Consider the following 17,664-nt stretch of genomic DNA (forward strand, 5'->3'; position numbering starts at 1 on the left):
AGAGCCGCCGGCGACGGGCGGCGCATTCTTCATCGATCGATTTCGCCGAAGACGATGTCGAGCGATCCGATGATCGCCGACACGTCAGCGAGCATGTGTCGTCGCGCGAGGAAATCCATCGCCTGGAGATGCGCGAAGGATGGCGCGCGTATCTTGCAGCGATAGGGACGGTTCGACCCGTCGGATACGAGATAGACGCCGAATTCGCCTTTCGGCGCTTCGACGGCGGCATAGACTTCGCCGGCGGGCACACGATGCCCTTCGGTGTAGAGCTTGAACTGCTCGATCATCGCCTCCATCGAGCGCTTCATTTGCGGCCGGCTGGGCGGCACGATCTTGTGGTCCTGTGCGATGGAGGGGCCCTGCCCTTCCGGCGCGCGCAGTTTTTCAATGCACTGCCTCATGATGCGCACAGACTGGCGCATTTCCTCCATGCGGATGAGATAGCGGTCGTAGCAATCGCCGTTCTTGCCAACGGGGATATCGAAATCCATCTCCTCATAACATTCATAAGGCTGCGATTTCCTGAGATCCCATGCGGCGCCGGAGCCGCGCGTCATCACGCCCGAAAATCCCCACGCCCATGCATCCTCAAGAGAAACAACGCCAATATCGACGTTTCTCTGCTTGAAGATGCGGTTCTCCGTCAGAAGCTCTTCGAGATCATCGCAAAAGACGAGGAAGGGATCGCAGAACGCCTCGATATCGTCGATCAGGTCCGGCGGAAGGTCCTGATGGACGCCACCGATCCGGAAATAATTCGCAGGCATGCGCGCGCCCGAAGCGCGCTCATAGAAGATCATCAGCTTCTCGCGCTCCTCGAAGCCCCAGAGCGGTGGCGTCAGCGCGCCGACATCGAGCGCCTGCGTGGTGATATTGAGCAAGTGAGAAAGCAGTCGACCGATTTCCGAATAAAGCACGCGAATGAGCTGGCCGCGTTTCGGAACGCTAAGACTGAGCAGCTTTTCCGCCGCAAGACAGAATGAATGCTCCTGATTCATCGGCGCGACGTAGTCCAGGCGATCGAAGTAAGGCAGCGCCTGAAGATAGGTCTTGTTCTCGATCAGCTTTTCGGTGCCACGATGGAGAAGGCCAATATGCGGATCGATGCGATTGACCACTTCGCCATCGAGTTCGAGCACAAGGCGCAGCACGCCATGCGCCGCCGGATGTTGCGGGCCGAAATTGATCGTGAAGTCGCGGATCGCGGACTGGACCATGTCGCCTCTTCGCGTGACGCTGCGAAGCGATGCCTGTCCCCCTTGGATTCAATGTGGAGTAAGCGCGGCGAATGCGGCGCTGCGCTGTCGCCGACAAGGCCTTTCGATGTTTCCCGCCCGCAAATTCAAAACGGCGCATCGCCGCTTGAGTAAGTCCGGCGGAAGCCTATTGCGCAGCGAGCGCGCGGCTCTCGGGACGCGCCAGCGCGGCGCCAGGCCAAAGCTTCGGCGCGACGCGCGCATATTGCGGCGGACGCGCGATCTCGACGCCCAGCTTCTCCGCGGCGTGCCAGCCCCAGCGCGGATTGTCGAGCACGGCGCGCGCGATCGCCGCCTGATCGGCCGCGCCCGACGTGATGATCGCGTTGGCTTGCTCAGGCTCGACGATCATGCCGACGGCGCTGACAACGATATCGGGAACCGCCTGCTTCACTGCGGTCGCGAACTTCACCTGATAGCCGGGCCCCACCTCGATGCGCGCTTTCGGCGACGCGCCGCCGCTCGACACGTCGACGAAGGACGCGCCACGCGCCTTGAGGCCTTTCGTCAGCGCAATGGCGTCGGCGACGGTGACGCCGCCTTCGATCCAGTCATGGCCGGTGATGCGCGCGCCCCAGGCGATATGGGCAGGCGTCTCTTTCGCGACGGCCTCGGCGACCGCCAGCGGAAACGCCAGCGGATCGCCCCATTTGTCTTTCCGCTGGTTGGTCACAGGCGAGAAGAAGGCGTGCATGAGATAGCCATGCGCCATGTGAAGCTGGATGACATCAAAGCCGGCGCGCACGGCCCTTTTCGTCGCGACGCCGAACGCCGCGATGACGCGCGCGATGTCCTCTTCGTCCATCTCCTTCGGCGTCGGCCAGCCCTCGTCGAACGGAATGGGCGACGGACCAATAGCGCGCCAGGGGTCCTGATCGGGACGAAGCCAGCTTCCACCCTCCCACGGGCGCTGCGCCGACGATTTGCGGCCGGCATGGGCGAGCTGGACGCCGAACTTCACGCCCGGCAGCGCGACCGCCTTGGCGGCCGACAGCACGCGATGGGCGGCGCGCTCATTGGCGTCGGAGTAGAGACCGACGCAGCCATGGCCGATGCGGCCGATGCGCTCGACGTCCGTCATTTCGACGACGACGAGGCCGGCGCCGGACATGGCGAGCATCGGCCAATGCTGGAGATGCCAGTCGCTGACGCAGCCGTCATTGGCGGAATACTGGCACATGGGAGCGATCGCGATGCGGTTGGGAACGCGCACGGGACCGATGTCGAGGGGATCGAAGAGATGAGGCATGCGTAAGAGCTAGCAAACTCCCCGCCGGGACAGAACAGCGCCGGGCGCGCAGGCGGCGCGTCGTCAGACGCATAAGGAGCCAGCGTCAGTTCCCGTGGAGACACCGGCTTTCGGCCCCGTGCGCCGGCGCACCGCGGCCGGAGGAGCGCCGGCTTAGGTTCTCTCCATCGACGGACGCAACGTCCGACAACGCAATCGGCAGGGCGCTCGATGGCCCGCCTCACAGGAGACTGCCATGTTCAGGAAGACCCTCGCCGCCACGATCGCTGCCGCCGCCCTCGCCGGCGCCACCATGACCTCCACCACCTCGGCCGAAGCCCGCTGGTATCGCCATGGCGGCTACGCCGGCGGCGCCATTGCGGCCGGCATCATCGGCGGCCTCGCGCTCGGCGCGATCGCGGCGTCCGCGGCCCAGCCGGTCTACGCCTGCTCGATCGAGCGCCGCCCGGTCTTCAACCGCTTCGGCGACTTCGTCGGCTATCGCAACGTCCGCGTTTGCTGATCATCTGAACGGAACGCGCCGGCGGAGCTGCGGGCGCCTCCACTCTAACTTGACGGCCCCGTCCAAAAGACGGGGCCGTCGCTTTTCAGGATACTCGTTCCCGGGCGCGCTTCACGCTCCGCTAACCGTCGCCGCGCAAGCTTGGGGCGAGCCTTCCCCCTGCACGACCGATGCGAACTCTTGTCGCCCTGCCCCTTTTTCTGACTATGACCGCATCGGTCGCGGCGCAGAACGAACTCGGCGGCGCGCAGGACAGCCTGATCCTGTGGAAGAAGGTCGACGAAATCTGCCGTCTTGGCGACGACGCCGACCTCGAGACCCAGCAAGCCTGTCAGAAGCGCGCCGACCTGCAGGTCCGATTGCAGCGTTTCGGTTGGTGCCGCGGCAAGCTTGGGGAAACCGAAGAGCAATATCGCTGGCATCACTGCCGCTGGAATTCCGTCCGCTTCATCACGCCGCCCTGAGCTTTAGGGTCTGTATTCATTCTCGGAGGGCTCAGCGTTCGCTCAAGGGCCGCGGAGGGCAAGGAGACGGCGCGAAGATGGTGTTGTCCACCATCGAGCGACGTGTCCGCCGCCATCGGCGGCCCTTGAGCAACGCGGCGAAAGCGCCGGGATCGGGCCTCGCGTCCTCGACCGCGGAATAACCACGGCCTTCGGCCGCAAAACCCGCCCTGTGCGCTTTTCGACTCGCGCGCTGAGCTCTTCGAGAATGAATACAGACCCTAATCTCAGTCGGGCGTCGTCGTTGTGTTGGGAACGGCGCCCGGTTGTTCCGCAGCGGCGAGCCGTTGCAACGCCGAGCGATAATAGACGCCGCCTTCGCCGCCGGCGCCATTCTTCAACGCCGCCTCGATTTTCGCGCGCATCGCGTTGGCGAGGGCCGGCCCCGCGGGAAAACGTTCATCCGTCCAAAATCGCTTGCGCGGATCGAAATATCCGACCTCATCGAGAAAACCGATCGCGAAGTAGTACGCTGTTTCGATTGAATCATCGTTGCGATCGAGCACGACCGATCCGTCGCTCCTGATCGTCGTCGCGAGACTCCACTCGAGCAGCGCCTTCACTTCGCGCCTGATCGCCGCGCGCTGCGCTTCGGACGCATGCCGCCAGCCCATGCGGAACAGGGTCGCGACATCGTAGATATCGTGATTGAGATAGCGGTCCTCCTGCCGCCACCCCTGCGGATAGGGAAGATCGCGGATGGCGATCAATCCATCGATCAGCTTCGGCCAGTCCGAAATCGCGCCGTTGAGATATTTGACGATGTGAAAGGTGATGCTGATGTCATCGGCGTAAACGGGCGCGCCATTGATGACATGCCTGACGCCCCACATGCCTGTTTCAGGATTGCGCAGATCGCCGTGGATCAACGCAAGCATGCGCTGCTTGACGCCTGTCTTCCAGGCATAACCGATCGGCCGATCCGCGAGCACGAGACGCATCACGTCGCTGATCAGCGTGTTGTATTCGCGCCGGCGATTGATCCCGTCCGCGGCGATATTCGACACGAAGCCGCGGCGAAGCGCGGCTTCGAGCGCATCGGGATCGTTGACGCGATCGAGGAACGCCGCGCGCGATGCAGGTGGCTTTTGCCCGAGTTCGGAGATCGCGTCGTAGGACGCGTCGAGCCGCAGGAACCATTCGGTGTAGCAGCGGCCCCATGCGCCGTCTGAAGCATCCTGCGCGTCGACGCGATCCGCCTCGCCTGATCGTCGGCGCGCGATCTCATCGACAAGCGTGACAGCCTGACGTTCGACGCCAATGAAGTCCGCGGTGTTCGCGGCGCGCCAGCGCAATTCCGTCAGCATCTGCGCGGCGCAGCGCGCGGGCTTGCCCTCTGCTTCAAGCGCCTGCACATTCGTCTGCAGGGCGTCGATCTTCTTGCGCAGAACGCCGATCTTCGCGCGATAGCCGGCGTCGAATTTGAAGAATTCAGCGCGCGTATTGACGGGCGCGCGCTGCCCGGCGCGAGTCAGGCTGCAAAGCGCGATCGCTGGCAGCAACACGCACGCCAGGATGGTTCTTGTCGCCGCCAAGGCGTTGCTCCCGATTCTGCACGCCGCCTCTTATTGTTCCGCATCCCGCCGCGCCGCTCAATCGCAGGTCTGCCATGCGATCGCGAGCCGGTGAACGCCTGAGCCTGCGCCAGCGTGATAGGCTCGCCGCAACTCGGGCGGCGATGCGCCGCGACATGGAGCTCACATGGAAAACCTCCCCTACAAGAGGGCGCTGATCGTTGGCGTCGGACCGGGCCTCAGCGCCTCGCTGGCGCGCAAGCTGAGCGCGCTTGGCGTCAAGGTCGGGCTTGCCGCCCGCAATGCGGAGAAGCTCGCCGCGCTGGCGAAAGAAACTGGCGCCGAGACCTTCAGCGTCGACGCCTCGGACCCCGGACAAGTCGCGGCGCTGTTCGAGCAGGCCGACGCCAGGCTCGGAGAGCCCGACATCGTGGTCTACAACGCCAGCTCCCGCGTCCGCGGCTTTCTCACCGACCTCGATCCCGGAGAGGTCCAGAAGGCGGTCGCGATCACGTCCTTCGGCGCGTTCCTGGTGGCGCAACAGGCCGCTCGCCGCATGGTCGCGCGCTCCCATGGCGCGATCCTGCTAACCGGCGCCACGGCAGGCGTGAAGGGCTTTCCGCAGTCGTCGGCCTTCGCCATGGGCAAGTTCGCGCTGAGAGGTCTGGCGCAAAGCGCGGCTCGCGAACTCGGGCCGAAGGGCGTCCATGTCGCTCACTTCGTCATCGATGGCGGCATCCGCAGCGCCATGCGCCCAACGCCTGCGGACAAGCCGGACAGTCTGCTCGAGCCGGATGCAATCGCGCAGGTCTATATCGACGTTCTGCGCCAGCCGCGGAGCGCTTGGGCGTTCGAGATCGACCTCCGGCCTTGGGTCGAGTCATTTTGAAGGAGTCTGGAGCAAGCCCTTGGGATTTATGGAAACCTTGCTCCACGCTGGCCGGCTCGCCTAACCATGTCAGGCGCTCCAGCGGGCGCCTCTCTGGCTAAATTCCCTCACAGAGCCTACATTTGAGCCGGCTTGGCGGACGGCCTGTTTCCGGAGCGGACAGCTTTGGGAGAGTTGCGTTGAGTCTCTTGTTCCGGGTCCGCCCTGATGCGGCCGACATATTTGATGCTTATTGCGGGGATTTCCGGCTCGGCGTGATCGAGCCGATTGCGGAGTCGAAAGTCGCTCCGGCCGCCTTCATCTGGGCTATCACCACGATCGTCACCGGCGGACGGGTGTCCGGGTCGGCGCCCGATCTCGAAGGCGCCAAGGCTGCGATGTCGGGCGCCTGGGAGCAATGGATGGCGCTCGCGCGGCTCGTACCGGAGGAACAGCTTCTCATTCAGGATGAGCGGCTGCCGAGTTGGCCATTCCGGAACGAGGCGCAGCCTCTCGGGGCGACGCCGGCGCCGAGCGCGGCGCTTCCGCCCAACGATCGACGCCCGCTCTATCTGCGCCTGCGCGGCGGCGGCGCGGCTGCGGCGGTCGACAAGGCGCCAAGACGCGCTCCGGACGCAGCGGAATAGAGTCCGAACGATCTTCAAATCTTCTTTGGCAGGCGCGCCACAGCCCGCCGAATTCCGCGAGTTGTCCCCATAATTCTCACGCCGCGTCGTCGCTGCGCGTTGCGCGCGCCGCCCATTTTCGGACCTCATGCGCGCTTGGCGACATCACCAGCTCGCGGAGGACCGCGTGGCGTTTTCCATCAAGCAACGGGCAAATCAGCCCGACGCATTCGACGTTTTCAGCAGCAAGGTGCGCATCGGCGCCGTCCAGCCCTTGCAGGCTTCGATGCTGGCGCCGAAGGCCTATCGCTGGTCGATCGCCAACATCTCGATGACGGGCCGCGTCTCCGGGATCGAGCCAACCATCCAGGCCGCCGCCGCGGCGCTCGCGGAGCGCTGGAAATCCTGGCTGACGGACGCCGGGCTGGAGATGGCCGACGCGCGTTCCGACAAGACCTCGATCACCGATGCGCTCGCGGACGCCGCGGCGCCGGTCGTTCAGCCGTCATTCGCGGCGTCGCGTCCGCAAGTCCCGGCGCCTGCAGGCAGCCCGGGCTTCACCGCGCGCATTATCCCGCTGAGACAGCCGCCGAGTCAGATCGCGAAATAACGCGCCTTATCGCTCGCGCATGCTCTTCTCGAACCGCTCGACCAGCGGCCTGACGAGATAATCGGCGACCGTGCGGCGGCCGGTCAGAATGATGACATTCGCCGTCATGCCCGCCAGCAGCCGGTCGCGAATGTCTGGCGGAAGCGTCGATTTGTCGACCACCACCTCGGCGGCGAAATAGATCGACTTGCCCTCATTCTCGATGATGCGGTCGCGCGAGATGCTACGCACCTTGCCGCGGATCGCCTTCTCTCCCCAGTAATTGAACGCGGGGAATTTGAGCTCGGCGCCCATATCCGCCGTCACCCGATCGACATCGTCAGGCTGGACCTGCGCGCGCACCACGAGTTCGTCATTGACGGGCGCGATGTCGAGGATCGGCTCGCCCGGCCGGATCACGCCGCCGACCGTGAAAATCTTCAACTGCTGGACGACGCCCGCGATCGGCGCGCGAATTTCGGAGCGCTTCTGCGCGTCCTCCGCCAGCACGATCTGCTGGCGCGCGTCGGAGATCATCTTCCTGATATCGATGAGCGCGGTCGAAGCGTCCTTCTCGTAATCCTGCCTGACCTGCTTCTTTCTGAGCTCAAGCTCGGTCAGGCGTTCGCCAAGCTTCACCGCCTGAATCTTGCCGCCGTCGATCACGCCCTGGAGCCGCAGCTTCTCCCGCTCCAGCGGCGTGACGCGGCTCGTGGCGACGAGCTGGCGCTGATAGAGCGGCCACACCGAATCCAGCTCCTGCGATACGCTGGCGAGCGTCGCCGTCGCCGTCGCCGTGTCGATGCGGTTCTGCTCGAGATCTTTTGCGGTCTGATCGATGCCGGACTGCGCGACCTGGATGTTGCGCACAAGCTCGTCCCGCCTGCTCTGGAACAAACGCGTCTGATCGGCGACGACAGGCGCGACCGACGGATTGCTCGCGCGCGCGATCACCTCCTCCGGCAGCACGAGCGTCGGACGCATCTCGTACTCCGCCATCAGGCGCGTTTCCTGCGCCAGCAGCATCGCAAGCTGATTGCGATAGAGATCGGCCTGCGCCTCGAAGCGCACGGGATCAAGCCGGATCAGCAACTGATCCTGCGCAACCTGCTCGCCATTGCGGACGAGCAAATCCTTGACGATCCCACCCTCAAGATGCTGCACGGTCTTGCGGTTCGATTGCGCCTCGACCACGCCGCCCGCGACGGCGGCTCCGTCGAGACGCGCCGCAGACGCCCAGAGCGCGAAGCCGCCAAGCAATCCGAAAATCACGAAATGTCCGGCGCGCAATGTCGCCTTCCAGTTCGCGGAGGGTTGCGGCGCCAGATCGAGCGCGCCGAGCCCCAGCGCCTCGCTGGCCGTCACCTTGGCGACGCTCATGCGGCGAGCGACGCTGCGCTTCCCGCGGGAAGCTGTTTCTGCGGCGTGAGCGAAGACAGGCGCTCGAGAATCTGCTCGCGGCGACCAAACGCATGCACGGTGCCGGCGTTCATCACCAGCACGCGATCACAGCAGGCGAGGATGTTGGTGCGGTGCGTGACGATCACGATCATCGTCCCGCGCTCGCGCAGCGCGCTGATCGTGCGGCCAAGACTTTCCTCGCCGATCGCATCAAGATTGGAGTTGGGTTCATCGAGCACCAGAAGCTTCGGATTTCCATACACCGCGCGCGCGAGCGCGATGCGTTGACGCTGTCCGCCAGAAAGGGTGTGGCCGTCGGGCCCGAGCTTCGTGTTGAGGCCGTCGGGAAGCCGCTGGATGATGTCCTGCACGCCGGCGGCGCGGGTCGCCTCCAGCAGCGCGGCGTCGCGCTCCTCGCTGGCTGCGTCGAAACGCGCGATATTGTCGGCGACGGTGCCAGGCAACAGCTCCACGTCCTGCGGCACATAGCCGATATGACGGCCGAGCTGATCCTGATCCCAGTGCGCGAGATCATTGCCGTCAATGCCCACGCTTCCCTTTTGAACAGGCCAGGCGCCGACGAGCACGCGGGCCAGCGACGATTTGCCGGCGCCGCTGGCTCCGACGACTCCCAACGCCTCGCCGGGCGACAGCGAGAATGAAATGTCATTGAGAACAGGCTGATCCCTGTTGCGAGGAGCTGCGAACATGCGCGACACAACGAGCGGGCCGTCCGGCGTCGGCAGATTGACCTTGCTGATGCGCTTCTCGGATTCTTGAAGCAGCACCTCGACGCGCGACGCCGCCATGCGGAAATTCCAGAACTGACGCCAGTTCGACGCCATATTGTCGACGGGATAGATGGCGCGGCTCGTCAGGATCGACGCGGCGAAGATGACGCCGGCGCCCACCGCCTCATTGAGATAAAGCAGCGTGCCGACGGTCAGCATGATCGGCGAGTAGACATGGCGCGAGAATTTGATGAGGTCGGTCACCAGACCGCCGCGCCGGACAGCCTGGGCCTGCCAACCAAGCGAATTCCGCTGCCCGCTGCGCCAGACCTCCGCGAGCGCCGGCAGCATGCCCATCACCCGCGCGGGTTCGGCGCTGCTGATAACCGCGCGGCCGAATTCCGCGGCGCGGGCGCCGCTCAGCAGTGCGCGCTTGGTGTCGTCCCGCACCAACATCTGATCGGTCAGCGCGAGAACGACGACGATCATGGTCAGCACCGTCAGCGTCAGTCCGAGCAGCGGGTGATAGAGATAGGTCGCCGCCAGAATGACCGGCACCCAGATGAAATCGAGTCCTTGCGTCAGCATCGTTCCCGAAAAGAATTCGCGGATCGTCTGCAGATCCTGCATGACGGCGTTCCGCGAGGCCGCCGGAAGCGAATCCGTCTGGCGGTTCAGCGCCTCAAACACGCGTTTGCTGATGCGTTCGTCGAGCGCGAAGCTCATGCGCTGCAACGTCCTGATGCGGATGATCTCAAGCGCCGTCCATATCGCGCAGAGGAAGAGCACAATTCCGGCGAGGAAAAACAGCGTCTCCTGGCTGCGGCTCTGGAACACCCGCTCGAAGAGCTGATGCATGTAGATCGACGGCACTAGATACATAAGCGCCAGAATGAAGGAAAAGAGGGCGAGGCTGCCGATCGCGGGCGAGAATCGCCGAACCTCTTGCCAGAGGATGGAGTCGTTTTTCAGGATCATTGCGGCGCAGCATAACAGCGCGACCGTCTCGCGCAGCGGGTTGAAAAGGAATTGGTTGATGGCCGGAAACCATATTGCCTGCAATAAGCGACAAATCAGCGCGTCAATTTTCTTCAAATTGCTCAGAGTCCAAATACGCGACGCGAATGGCGGGAAAGCAAAAGAACGACGCTGTCTGGCGTGAAAAAAATAACCAAGGCGCGGATTGACGGACGACATGCCGCGCTGCGGCTGGCTCAAGTGAGACGCAACAGACCGGGATGGGAGACGTCGTTGTCGAATGTCTTGCCGATTGCGATTCCGCATGCCCGCGTGGCCCGCCGCCGCGTGCTGCATGTGGGTTGCGGCCATCAGTCCGCGCATCGTCTCCACGCCGCGTTTCGCGATTCCGACTGGCATGAGATCAGGCTCGACATCGACGAGCGGGTGAAGCCCGACATCGTTTGCTCAACAGTCGATATGACGGACGTCGTCGGGACCGGCGCGGTCGACGCGGTCTGGTCGTCGCATACGATCGAACATCTCTACGACCACGAAGTCACCGCCGCCTTCGCCGAATTCCGTCGCGTGCTGAGCGCTGAAGGATTCCTTCTCCTGCGCTGTCCCGATCTCGAAGCGGTGGCGGAAAGCTTGCTGCGCAACGGTCTTGAGCACGTCGCCTACGAATCGCCGGCGGGGCCAATCACGCCGCTCGACATGCTTTATGGCCATCGGCCCTCGATCGCTGCGGGCAGCTCCTACATGGCGCACCGCACCGGATTCACCGACGAGCGCATGGGACGAACGCTGATGGAAGCCGGCTTCAGCGAGGCGCGCACAAAGCGGGCGACGAATTTCGATCTCTGGGCCGTGGCGTTCGCGGAAGACGCCGATGTCGACGGGCGCCTCGATCAGCTCGCGCGCAACGGCCTTCGCTTCGACTCCTGACAGACGGATTCAGAGCGGCAGAGATGGAGATGCAGCCGGCCCCGCAAAGCGCCCCGGCCGGCGCCGGATCGTCGCGTCGCGAATGGGCGGCGCGGGCGATGCGTGCGATGCGCGCTGGCGAACTCGACGCCGCCTGGCTGTGGGCGGACAGGCTCTGCCGCGCGAGCGCCGGCTCAACGCTTGTCGACGCCTATCTCCTGCGCTCCGCCGTGCTTGCGCTGCAACGCGATCATGAGGCCGCGCAGGCCGATCTGCGCGCCGCCGCAGAAATCGATCCGCATGAGCCGGCCGTCAATCGCGTTCTGCTTAGCGCGCCGATCGCCGAAGAGCGCCGCGCCGCGGCGCGGCGTATGCTCGGCGCGGCCGACGAAAACGACCGCCGCAAGGCCTTCGCGACGCTCGCGCGCGAGGGATATTCCTGCGTCGGAACGCTTGAAGCGTCGAAGCAACGGCTGGCGGCGCGCATCGCCTGGAACGGGCCGCGCGAAATCACGCTGACGCTGCGGACCGATGTCGGGGACAGGCAGGTTCTCGCGCGCGCGGACAACAGCGCGCCACCCCCGGGTTTCAGTCGCAGCGCGCGCGTCGCCTACGAAACGCCGCCCGGCGCGCTGGCGGCGGCGCTCGCCGCTCCTGATATGCGCGCGCTGTTCGAGCCCGCCTCCGTAGTCTTTGCGCCGCCGAAGATCATGGCGCGCAAAAGCGCTGCGTCAGCGCTTGCGGATGAGTTGCTGATCATCATTCCGGTCTATGACGACCGCGAGGCCACTCAGGCCTGCTTCGCGAGCCTGCTCGCCGCGCCGCCCGAGCGGCCCTGCCGCATCATCGCGATCGATGACGCCTCGCCCGACGCCGCGATTTCCGCCGATCTCGACGCGCTCGCGGCCGAAGGGTGGATTGAGCTTCTGCGCAACGCCGTCAATATGGGTTTCGCCGCCAGCGTCAATCGCGCGCTGGCGTTGCGCGCGCCAGAACAGGATGCGCTGCTGCTCAACGCCGACGTCGTTCTTCCGCCTGGCGCGATCGACGGACTCATCCGCCACTTCGCTGCGCACGCCGACATCGGCACGGCGACTCCGCTCTCCAACAATGGCGAGGATACGAGCTTTCCCCGGCGCTTCCGCGCGAACCCGTTGCCGCCAGCCACAGAGATCGCCGGGCTGAACACGATAGCAGCGCGCGTCAATGGCGGACGCGCGGTCGACATGCCCAACGGCGTCGGCTTCTGTCTCTTCATCAAGGGCGAGGCGCTCGATCGCGTCGGCCTGCTGCCGCACGCCTATGGTCGCGGATATTATGAGGACGTCGAATTCTGCCTCGCCATCGCGGGAGCGGGATACCGTAATGTCTGCGCGACAGATGTTTATGTCGGCCATCATGGCGGCCGGTCCTTCGGCAAGGACAAGCGCGCGCTCGTCACGCGAAACCTGCGCCGTCTCAGCGCAAGACACCCCACCTATCTCGCCAGGGCGCGATCATTCGAACGGGCCGATCCCCTCAGCGAGCCGGTCGCGCGGATAGAATGGGAGCGGTTGCGCAGAGCGCGCGCGGTTGATCTGCTCATCCTGCCGGCGGAGACGCCGCAAGCGCTCGCCCGCGCCATCGCCGATGGGCTGCGCCGCGATTATCCCGAGCTTGTGACTTTGCATGTGGAGAGAAGCGCGTCGGACATGCGCATCACGTTCAGCGGCGACAGCTTTCCGCAGAACATCGCCTGGCGCTGCGACGTCACGAATGCGCTCGCAGACGAGCTGACGGAAAATTTTTCCGAACTGACCCTTCGATCGGCATTTGCGTTTGAAGCGGAACGCGCATCGAGCGAACTCACGCGCGTGTTGGCGAGGCTGCGATGCGACGTGCGAATCTTCTCCGCGCTTACTTTCGAAGCCAACTCACAAGCAGACAGCGGCACGCGCGCCGAAATCGCGACCCAGCCGGCGCAGCCCTCAAATTTTGCGATGCGGCGCGGCGATCGTGGGGCGCGTCGCGCTCATCAGGCTCCCGCATCGCTGAGCCTCATCCTGCCAGCGCTTCCCGAGTATCGACCGCCGCGCCTAACGCCGCTGGGCGGCGCGCTTGCGATCATCGGCATGCAGAGCGAGCGCGACGATGACGCGCTCTTGCGCACGCTGGCCGCGTCGCGAAACGCGGGAGCCGTCCCCACGATCATTCTCGCGGGAGTCTGGAGCCGCGACTCGTCCCCCCTGCCGGACGCGATCCATGTCGGCGGCGCCATTCCCGATCCTGAATTACCGCGTTGGCTTGAGCGCGCCGGCGCAAGCGCGCTTCTCTTCGCCAACCGACGCTGGGGCGTGCTTGATCCCCGCTTCTCGCTCTGGCGCGACGCCGGCCTTCGCGTCGCGGCGTTCGACGCGCATGGCGACGAGACCGCTTATCCGCACGGCCTCAGCCTGCCAGGGAATGGCGCGCCTGCTCAGATCGCTTCGGCTCTCGCGAGGTGGCTTTCGCCCGATCAGGCGTGAAGCGCGGCCAGCGTGTTCGCTGATGCGCGAGGCGATTGGCGCTCGGCCGCTTCGCTCTCGAAGGCCCGACCCAGGCGCTCCTCTATCCATTCGCGCTGCGCCGGCAGCACGACACGATTGAGGTCGTAACGCTCGACGATGGTGCGCCGCGCCGCATGACGATGCTTCACGAATCGCGCCGGCTGGGCCAGCGCCTCGATGATGCGCTCAGCGATCGCCGTAGGCTCCGAGAAAGGCGCGAGCACGCCATTGACGCCATCCTCGATCACTTCCCGCACCGGCGGCGTGTCAGAACCCACAATCGGAAGCCCCAGAGCCATCGCTTCCAGAAGCGACCAGGAGAGAACGAAGGGATAGGTCAGATAGACATGGACGCGCGAGCGCCTGAGCAACGCGAGATAGGCGTCATAGGCGAGCGACCCCGTGAAATGCACGCGCGAGAGATCAAGGCGCGACCCGACTTCGGCCAGCATCGCCTCGCGCCAGTTGCCATGATTGCGCGGCGGGTTGCCATATGAGACCTGATCACCGCCAACGATATGAACATGGGCGTTCGGCCGCGCCTTCAGCACATAAGGCAGCGCGCGCATAAAGGAGTGAAATCCGCGATAGGGTTCGAGATTGCGCGCGACATAGGTGACGATCTCGCTGCTCGACCCAAGCAGCGCCTCATCGTCAGGCTTCAGCGCGTCGGTGTCGACGCCGTCATGGACGACGCGGATCTTCGACTGGAACTCCGGGGGAAACATGTTTCTCTGCCATTGCGTCGGCGCCATCGCGCTGTCGGCGTCGGCGAGCGCTAACAAGGTCGAAGCATTGCGCAGCGCGACTCGCGTTTCACCATCGACGCCGAACTGTTCGAATTCAGGATCGAATCCGACATCGGCGCCGCGAGCGCGATAATAGAACTCGGCATAAACGATCAAAGTCGCCTTAGGAAAGAGCGAACGCAAAGGCAGCGCCTCGCCCCAGCCGGGATGGACATAGATGAGCGCGGGATCGAACCCCTGCATCTTCAGCGCGCTGGCGGCGTAGATCACCTGCTCGGCGCGACGACATTCGTGATCGAAGCGCCGGGCGAAGGCATGAGTGGTCTTGTCGCCTGACATCACATTGTAGCGCTGCGTTTCGACGCGTGCGATCGCGCCACTCCCGCGCATCGAAATGGCGCGCACGCGGACATTTTTCTGCCCCGCGAGAAAGCGCGCGAGATTTCCGAACTGCGCCGGAAAATTGTTATGCACGAAGAGCACATCAAGCGTCGGCATGAGCGTCCGTTCTTGAATCGCCGGCGGCCGCCCGGGATTCGAAAATCTCGAAGGAAAAGAGCGGGCTGGAATCGAGCCGGACATGCAGGTCGAGCGGCTCGACAAACTCGGAATAGTTCTCGCGCGGCGCTCCCGAAGATGTCGGCTCGCGCGCGATCAGCGAGACCGATCGCGCGAGCAGCCGCCGCGAAAACAGGCAGGCTGCGGCGAGATCGAGCGGAAGACATCTATCGGCCGACAGCGCCGCCGCGCGATCCGCCGCGAGCGCATTCAGCCGATCAGGGCTCACCGTGAAATATCCGGTCTCCTCGGCGTTCAGCATGCCCGGCTGAAGCCTTCCGAGCGGCGCAAGAACGTCGGCGGCGATGAGCAATTTCGCCGCTTCGCTCAAGCGGCGCATGCCCTGCTGGAGGCGCTCGATCCATGTGACGACCGCAGCGTATTGTTCGGACGCGCGCCCTTCCCGATCGCGCACCGGGAAGCCATCGTCGGCGGACGCGCCGACGAGCTCGGGCGCCACCTCGATCCCGGCGCGACGAGCGCCGGGCCAGAAAGGAAGATTGCGCAAGGCGATCGGCGCGTAGGGGCGAAGCCATCGGCCGTCCTTGCCGACCGGATTCGATTGCAGCATCGCGGGGTCGAGCAATGCTGCGACGCGCGGCCCCTCTTCAGCAAGCATGATGATGATCGGGCAGTAGTGCGAGAGATGCAGCAATTCGGTGTCTGCGACCGGCGCCGTGCGCAGTCGATGCAGGAAGTCGAAGCGCTCAAGACGCGTCCATCGCGTGACAACGCTCTCATCGACCGGGAGGAAGCGCATCTCCTGCATCGCCGCTCACGCCGCCGATCGAGAAGAAGTTTTGGCGCGCGCCGCGATCGCGGCCTTCGCGGCGGACAGCAGGCCCGAGACCCGGAACAGCGAGAGACGATGCGTCGACATGAAGAGCGCCGCTTCGATCCCGAATGACCGAATGGCCTTGTAGACGGCGGGATCATCAAGGCGCGCGCGCGACAGAACCATGAGATGATCAATGTCGACGGATTCGCCTTCGCCGAGATCGAAGCGCAGCGGCCAGGGCTCGAGAAGCCCCTCCTCATGCAGGAAGCGCGACAAGGCGCGCGTCGCAGGAAGCGCGCGGCCCGCCTGTAGCGCCGTCCGCGCGCGCGCAGCAGTCGCACGCGCCAGGCGTCCGTCGGTGAGCATCAGCGGCGCGCCGATATCCGTCGGCGCGTCCGCGATCGCGCGATCAACGAAAATTCGCTGCGGCTCGACGCCTTCCTCATGCGGCGTCACGATGGGATAGGCCTGGAACGCCAGCGGCAGCGCGCTGACGGCGCCTTTCTCGCCGCCCGGAATACCAGCCCCATCCGGCAACAGTGTGCGCAGAACGCTCAGCACCGGGCCTGACGGCGTCGTCGCCCAGCAGGTGGGAAAGAGCGTCGCGAGCGCGAGGATTTCGGCGTGAACGATCGGGATGAGCGATGCGGTGCGCACCAGGCGATAAGCGGCGGGAGCATAAATCCGGTGATGGCCCCAGTCCTTCGACAGAGCCGCGGGCGCCTCGTAAAGCTGAGCCCATGCATCCATCTCGGGCGAGCGCGCTCCCACAAACCAACAAAAAGGCGTCACGGCGCCTGTGAAGCGAAAGACGCGGCGTGCGCGCCGCGTCTCTGATTTTGTCGAGGGCGAACCTGCTCTTCAAAGCAGGCCCGCCCGCGCAGCGGCCGCTTCTTAATGCGGCTGATCGTGGAACACGATCTTCTCGACCTCGGAATAGGTGAGCGTATCGCCATCCGCGAAAGTAACCGTGGTGACGCCATGGTCGACCGTGGTCGTATGCGGATCGGTTGAATTTTGGCTTTCGATGAACAAGGTGTCGTTGCCGGAGCCGCCAACCACAGTGCTCGCGCCATGGCCGTCGATATAGACGGAGTCGTTGCCGCTGCCGCCGAGGACCGATGAGTCGCCGTCGCCGACATGGATGACGTCGGCGCCGGAGCCGCCATCGATCTTGTCATCGCCGCCGCCGCCGAAGATCGTATCCGCGCCGGAACCGCCGGTGATGGAGTCGTTGCCGTCGCCCATATCGAAGTGATCAGCGCCGGAGCCGCCGTCGACCGTGTCGTCGCCGCCGCCGCCGGTGATCGTGTCATCGCCGGCGCCGCCGAGGAAGTGATCGTTGCCGTCGCCGCCAACGACTGTATCGCTGCCGGAGCCGCCATCGGCGAAATTGTCGCCGCCGCTCACCTCGATGAGATCGTTGCCGGAGCCGGCGGTGAAGTCGTCATTGCCGTCGCCGCCAACAACCGTGTCATTGCCGGAACCGGCCTCGACATGGTTATCGCCATCGCCGACATTGATGTAATCGCTGCTGGAGCCGTCGGTGGTGACGAGATCATCGCCGCCGCCAGTGACGAGCACATGGCTGCCGGTTCCATGGAGAGAGGCGTCCACAGTGTCATTCGTGTCGAAGACATAGGCGGTGTTGGCCGCGTTGAGATCGAGATGACCGTCGGGCGAACCCTCGACAAAGACGATTTCATTGCCGCCGTCCGGGATATGATCCGGGGTCGTCACCACCGTATGCGCGTCGTCTCCGGATGAGGAAGACGTCGAGAACACGCCGGCATGCTGCAGGGCCTGAATGATGTCGTCACGGTCGTCAGACGAAAAGACGCCGCTCCCGTCGATGAGATCGCTCAATTGATCAGTCGTGTAGTCATAAGTCGCCATGGAGCATCTCCATCGGGTCGGGTACGTTTACT

The 17,664-nt window shown here is 64.7% G+C and carries 16 protein-coding genes; 7 read left to right on the forward strand and 9 right to left on the reverse strand.

Features of this window, described 5'->3' with window-relative positions; genetic code table 11:
- Positions 1 to 29: 29 nt before the first annotated feature.
- Together L8F45_RS10300 and L8F45_RS10305 are read right to left on the reverse strand one after the other, a co-directional pair.
- Positions 30 to 1,220, reverse strand: a complete 1,191-nt coding sequence (locus L8F45_RS10300; protein WP_342362777.1) for an NADH-quinone oxidoreductase subunit D — start codon at positions 1,218 to 1,220, stop codon at positions 30 to 32.
- 166 nt (positions 1,221 to 1,386) lie between these two features.
- Positions 1,387 to 2,508, reverse strand: a complete 1,122-nt coding sequence (locus L8F45_RS10305) for an oxidoreductase (RefSeq protein ID WP_342362778.1) — start codon at positions 2,506 to 2,508, stop codon at positions 1,387 to 1,389.
- Positions 2,509 to 2,743: 235 nt separating this feature from the next.
- Between L8F45_RS10305 and L8F45_RS10310 the strand changes: the two genes are divergently transcribed.
- The gene (locus L8F45_RS10310) at positions 2,744 to 3,010 is read left to right on the forward strand and encodes a hypothetical protein (RefSeq protein ID WP_342362779.1); all 267 of its coding nucleotides are present in this window, start codon (positions 2,744 to 2,746) and stop codon (positions 3,008 to 3,010) included.
- Between the two features lie 170 nt (positions 3,011 to 3,180).
- On the forward strand, positions 3,181 to 3,474 hold the full coding sequence (locus tag L8F45_RS10315) for a hypothetical protein (RefSeq protein ID WP_342362780.1): 294 nt from the start codon (positions 3,181 to 3,183) through the stop codon (positions 3,472 to 3,474).
- 266 nt (positions 3,475 to 3,740) lie between these two features.
- Here L8F45_RS10315 and L8F45_RS10320 read toward each other — a convergent pair whose 3' ends face one another.
- Positions 3,741 to 5,048: a hypothetical protein gene (locus tag L8F45_RS10320; protein WP_342362781.1), complete on the reverse strand. Its 1,308-nt coding sequence runs from the start codon at positions 5,046 to 5,048 to the stop codon at positions 3,741 to 3,743.
- 166 nt (positions 5,049 to 5,214) lie between these two features.
- On the opposite strand from L8F45_RS10320, the gene L8F45_RS10325 reads away from it, so the two are divergent.
- The 3 genes from L8F45_RS10325 (at position 5,215) to L8F45_RS10335 (ending at position 7,131) form a co-directional block, all read left to right on the forward strand.
- Complete coding sequence (locus tag L8F45_RS10325; protein ID WP_342362782.1) at positions 5,215 to 5,916, forward strand: SDR family NAD(P)-dependent oxidoreductase; 702 nt, start codon at positions 5,215 to 5,217, stop codon at positions 5,914 to 5,916.
- A 179-nt stretch (positions 5,917 to 6,095) separates the two neighbouring features.
- Positions 6,096 to 6,542, forward strand: a complete 447-nt coding sequence (locus L8F45_RS10330; protein ID WP_342362783.1) for a hypothetical protein — start codon at positions 6,096 to 6,098, stop codon at positions 6,540 to 6,542.
- Between the two features lie 166 nt (positions 6,543 to 6,708).
- Positions 6,709 to 7,131, forward strand: a complete 423-nt coding sequence (locus L8F45_RS10335; RefSeq protein ID WP_342362784.1) for a hypothetical protein — start codon at positions 6,709 to 6,711, stop codon at positions 7,129 to 7,131.
- Between the two features lie 6 nt (positions 7,132 to 7,137).
- Here the strand turns inward: L8F45_RS10335 and L8F45_RS10340 are convergent, their stop codons facing one another.
- Positions 7,138 to 8,490, reverse strand: coding sequence for an HlyD family type I secretion periplasmic adaptor subunit (locus L8F45_RS10340; RefSeq protein ID WP_342362785.1), 1,353 nt, complete (start codon positions 8,488 to 8,490; stop codon positions 7,138 to 7,140).
- Positions 8,487 to 10,220, reverse strand: coding sequence for a type I secretion system permease/ATPase (locus L8F45_RS10345; protein ID WP_342362786.1), 1,734 nt, complete (start codon positions 10,218 to 10,220; stop codon positions 8,487 to 8,489). The genes L8F45_RS10340 and L8F45_RS10345 overlap by 4 nt, the downstream gene beginning before the upstream one ends.
- Before the next feature lie 273 nt (positions 10,221 to 10,493).
- Here L8F45_RS10345 and L8F45_RS10350 point away from each other — a divergent pair, with 273 nt between their 5' ends.
- Together L8F45_RS10350 and L8F45_RS10355 are read left to right on the forward strand one after the other, a co-directional pair.
- Entirely contained in the window at positions 10,494 to 11,147 is a 654-nt protein-coding gene (locus tag L8F45_RS10350) for a class I SAM-dependent methyltransferase (protein ID WP_342362787.1), read from the forward strand.
- Between the two features lie 29 nt (positions 11,148 to 11,176).
- Positions 11,177 to 13,630: a glycosyltransferase family 2 protein gene (locus L8F45_RS10355; protein ID WP_342362788.1), complete on the forward strand. Its 2,454-nt coding sequence runs from the start codon at positions 11,177 to 11,179 to the stop codon at positions 13,628 to 13,630.
- Here the strand turns inward: L8F45_RS10355 and L8F45_RS10360 are convergent.
- The 4 genes from L8F45_RS10360 to L8F45_RS10375 form a co-directional block, all read right to left on the reverse strand.
- Positions 13,621 to 14,898: a glycosyltransferase gene (locus L8F45_RS10360; RefSeq protein WP_342362789.1), complete on the reverse strand. Its 1,278-nt coding sequence runs from the start codon at positions 14,896 to 14,898 to the stop codon at positions 13,621 to 13,623. The genes L8F45_RS10355 and L8F45_RS10360 overlap by 10 nt on opposite strands.
- A complete protein-coding gene (locus tag L8F45_RS10365; protein ID WP_342362790.1) occupies positions 14,885 to 15,727 on the reverse strand; it encodes a SapC family protein in 843 nt (280 codons plus the stop codon). The genes L8F45_RS10360 and L8F45_RS10365 overlap by 14 nt, the downstream gene beginning before the upstream one ends.
- A 6-nt stretch (positions 15,728 to 15,733) precedes the next feature.
- The gene (locus tag L8F45_RS10370; protein WP_342362791.1) at positions 15,734 to 16,486 is read right to left on the reverse strand and encodes a SapC family protein; all 753 of its coding nucleotides are present in this window, start codon (positions 16,484 to 16,486) and stop codon (positions 15,734 to 15,736) included.
- Between the two features lie 144 nt (positions 16,487 to 16,630).
- A complete protein-coding gene (locus L8F45_RS10375) occupies positions 16,631 to 17,632 on the reverse strand; it encodes a calcium-binding protein (protein WP_342362792.1) in 1,002 nt (333 codons plus the stop codon).
- Between the last annotated feature and the right edge of the window lie 32 nt (positions 17,633 to 17,664).

This window comes from Terrirubrum flagellatum (genome assembly GCF_022059845.1).
Classification (GTDB): domain Bacteria; phylum Pseudomonadota; class Alphaproteobacteria; order Rhizobiales; family Beijerinckiaceae; genus Terrirubrum; species Terrirubrum flagellatum.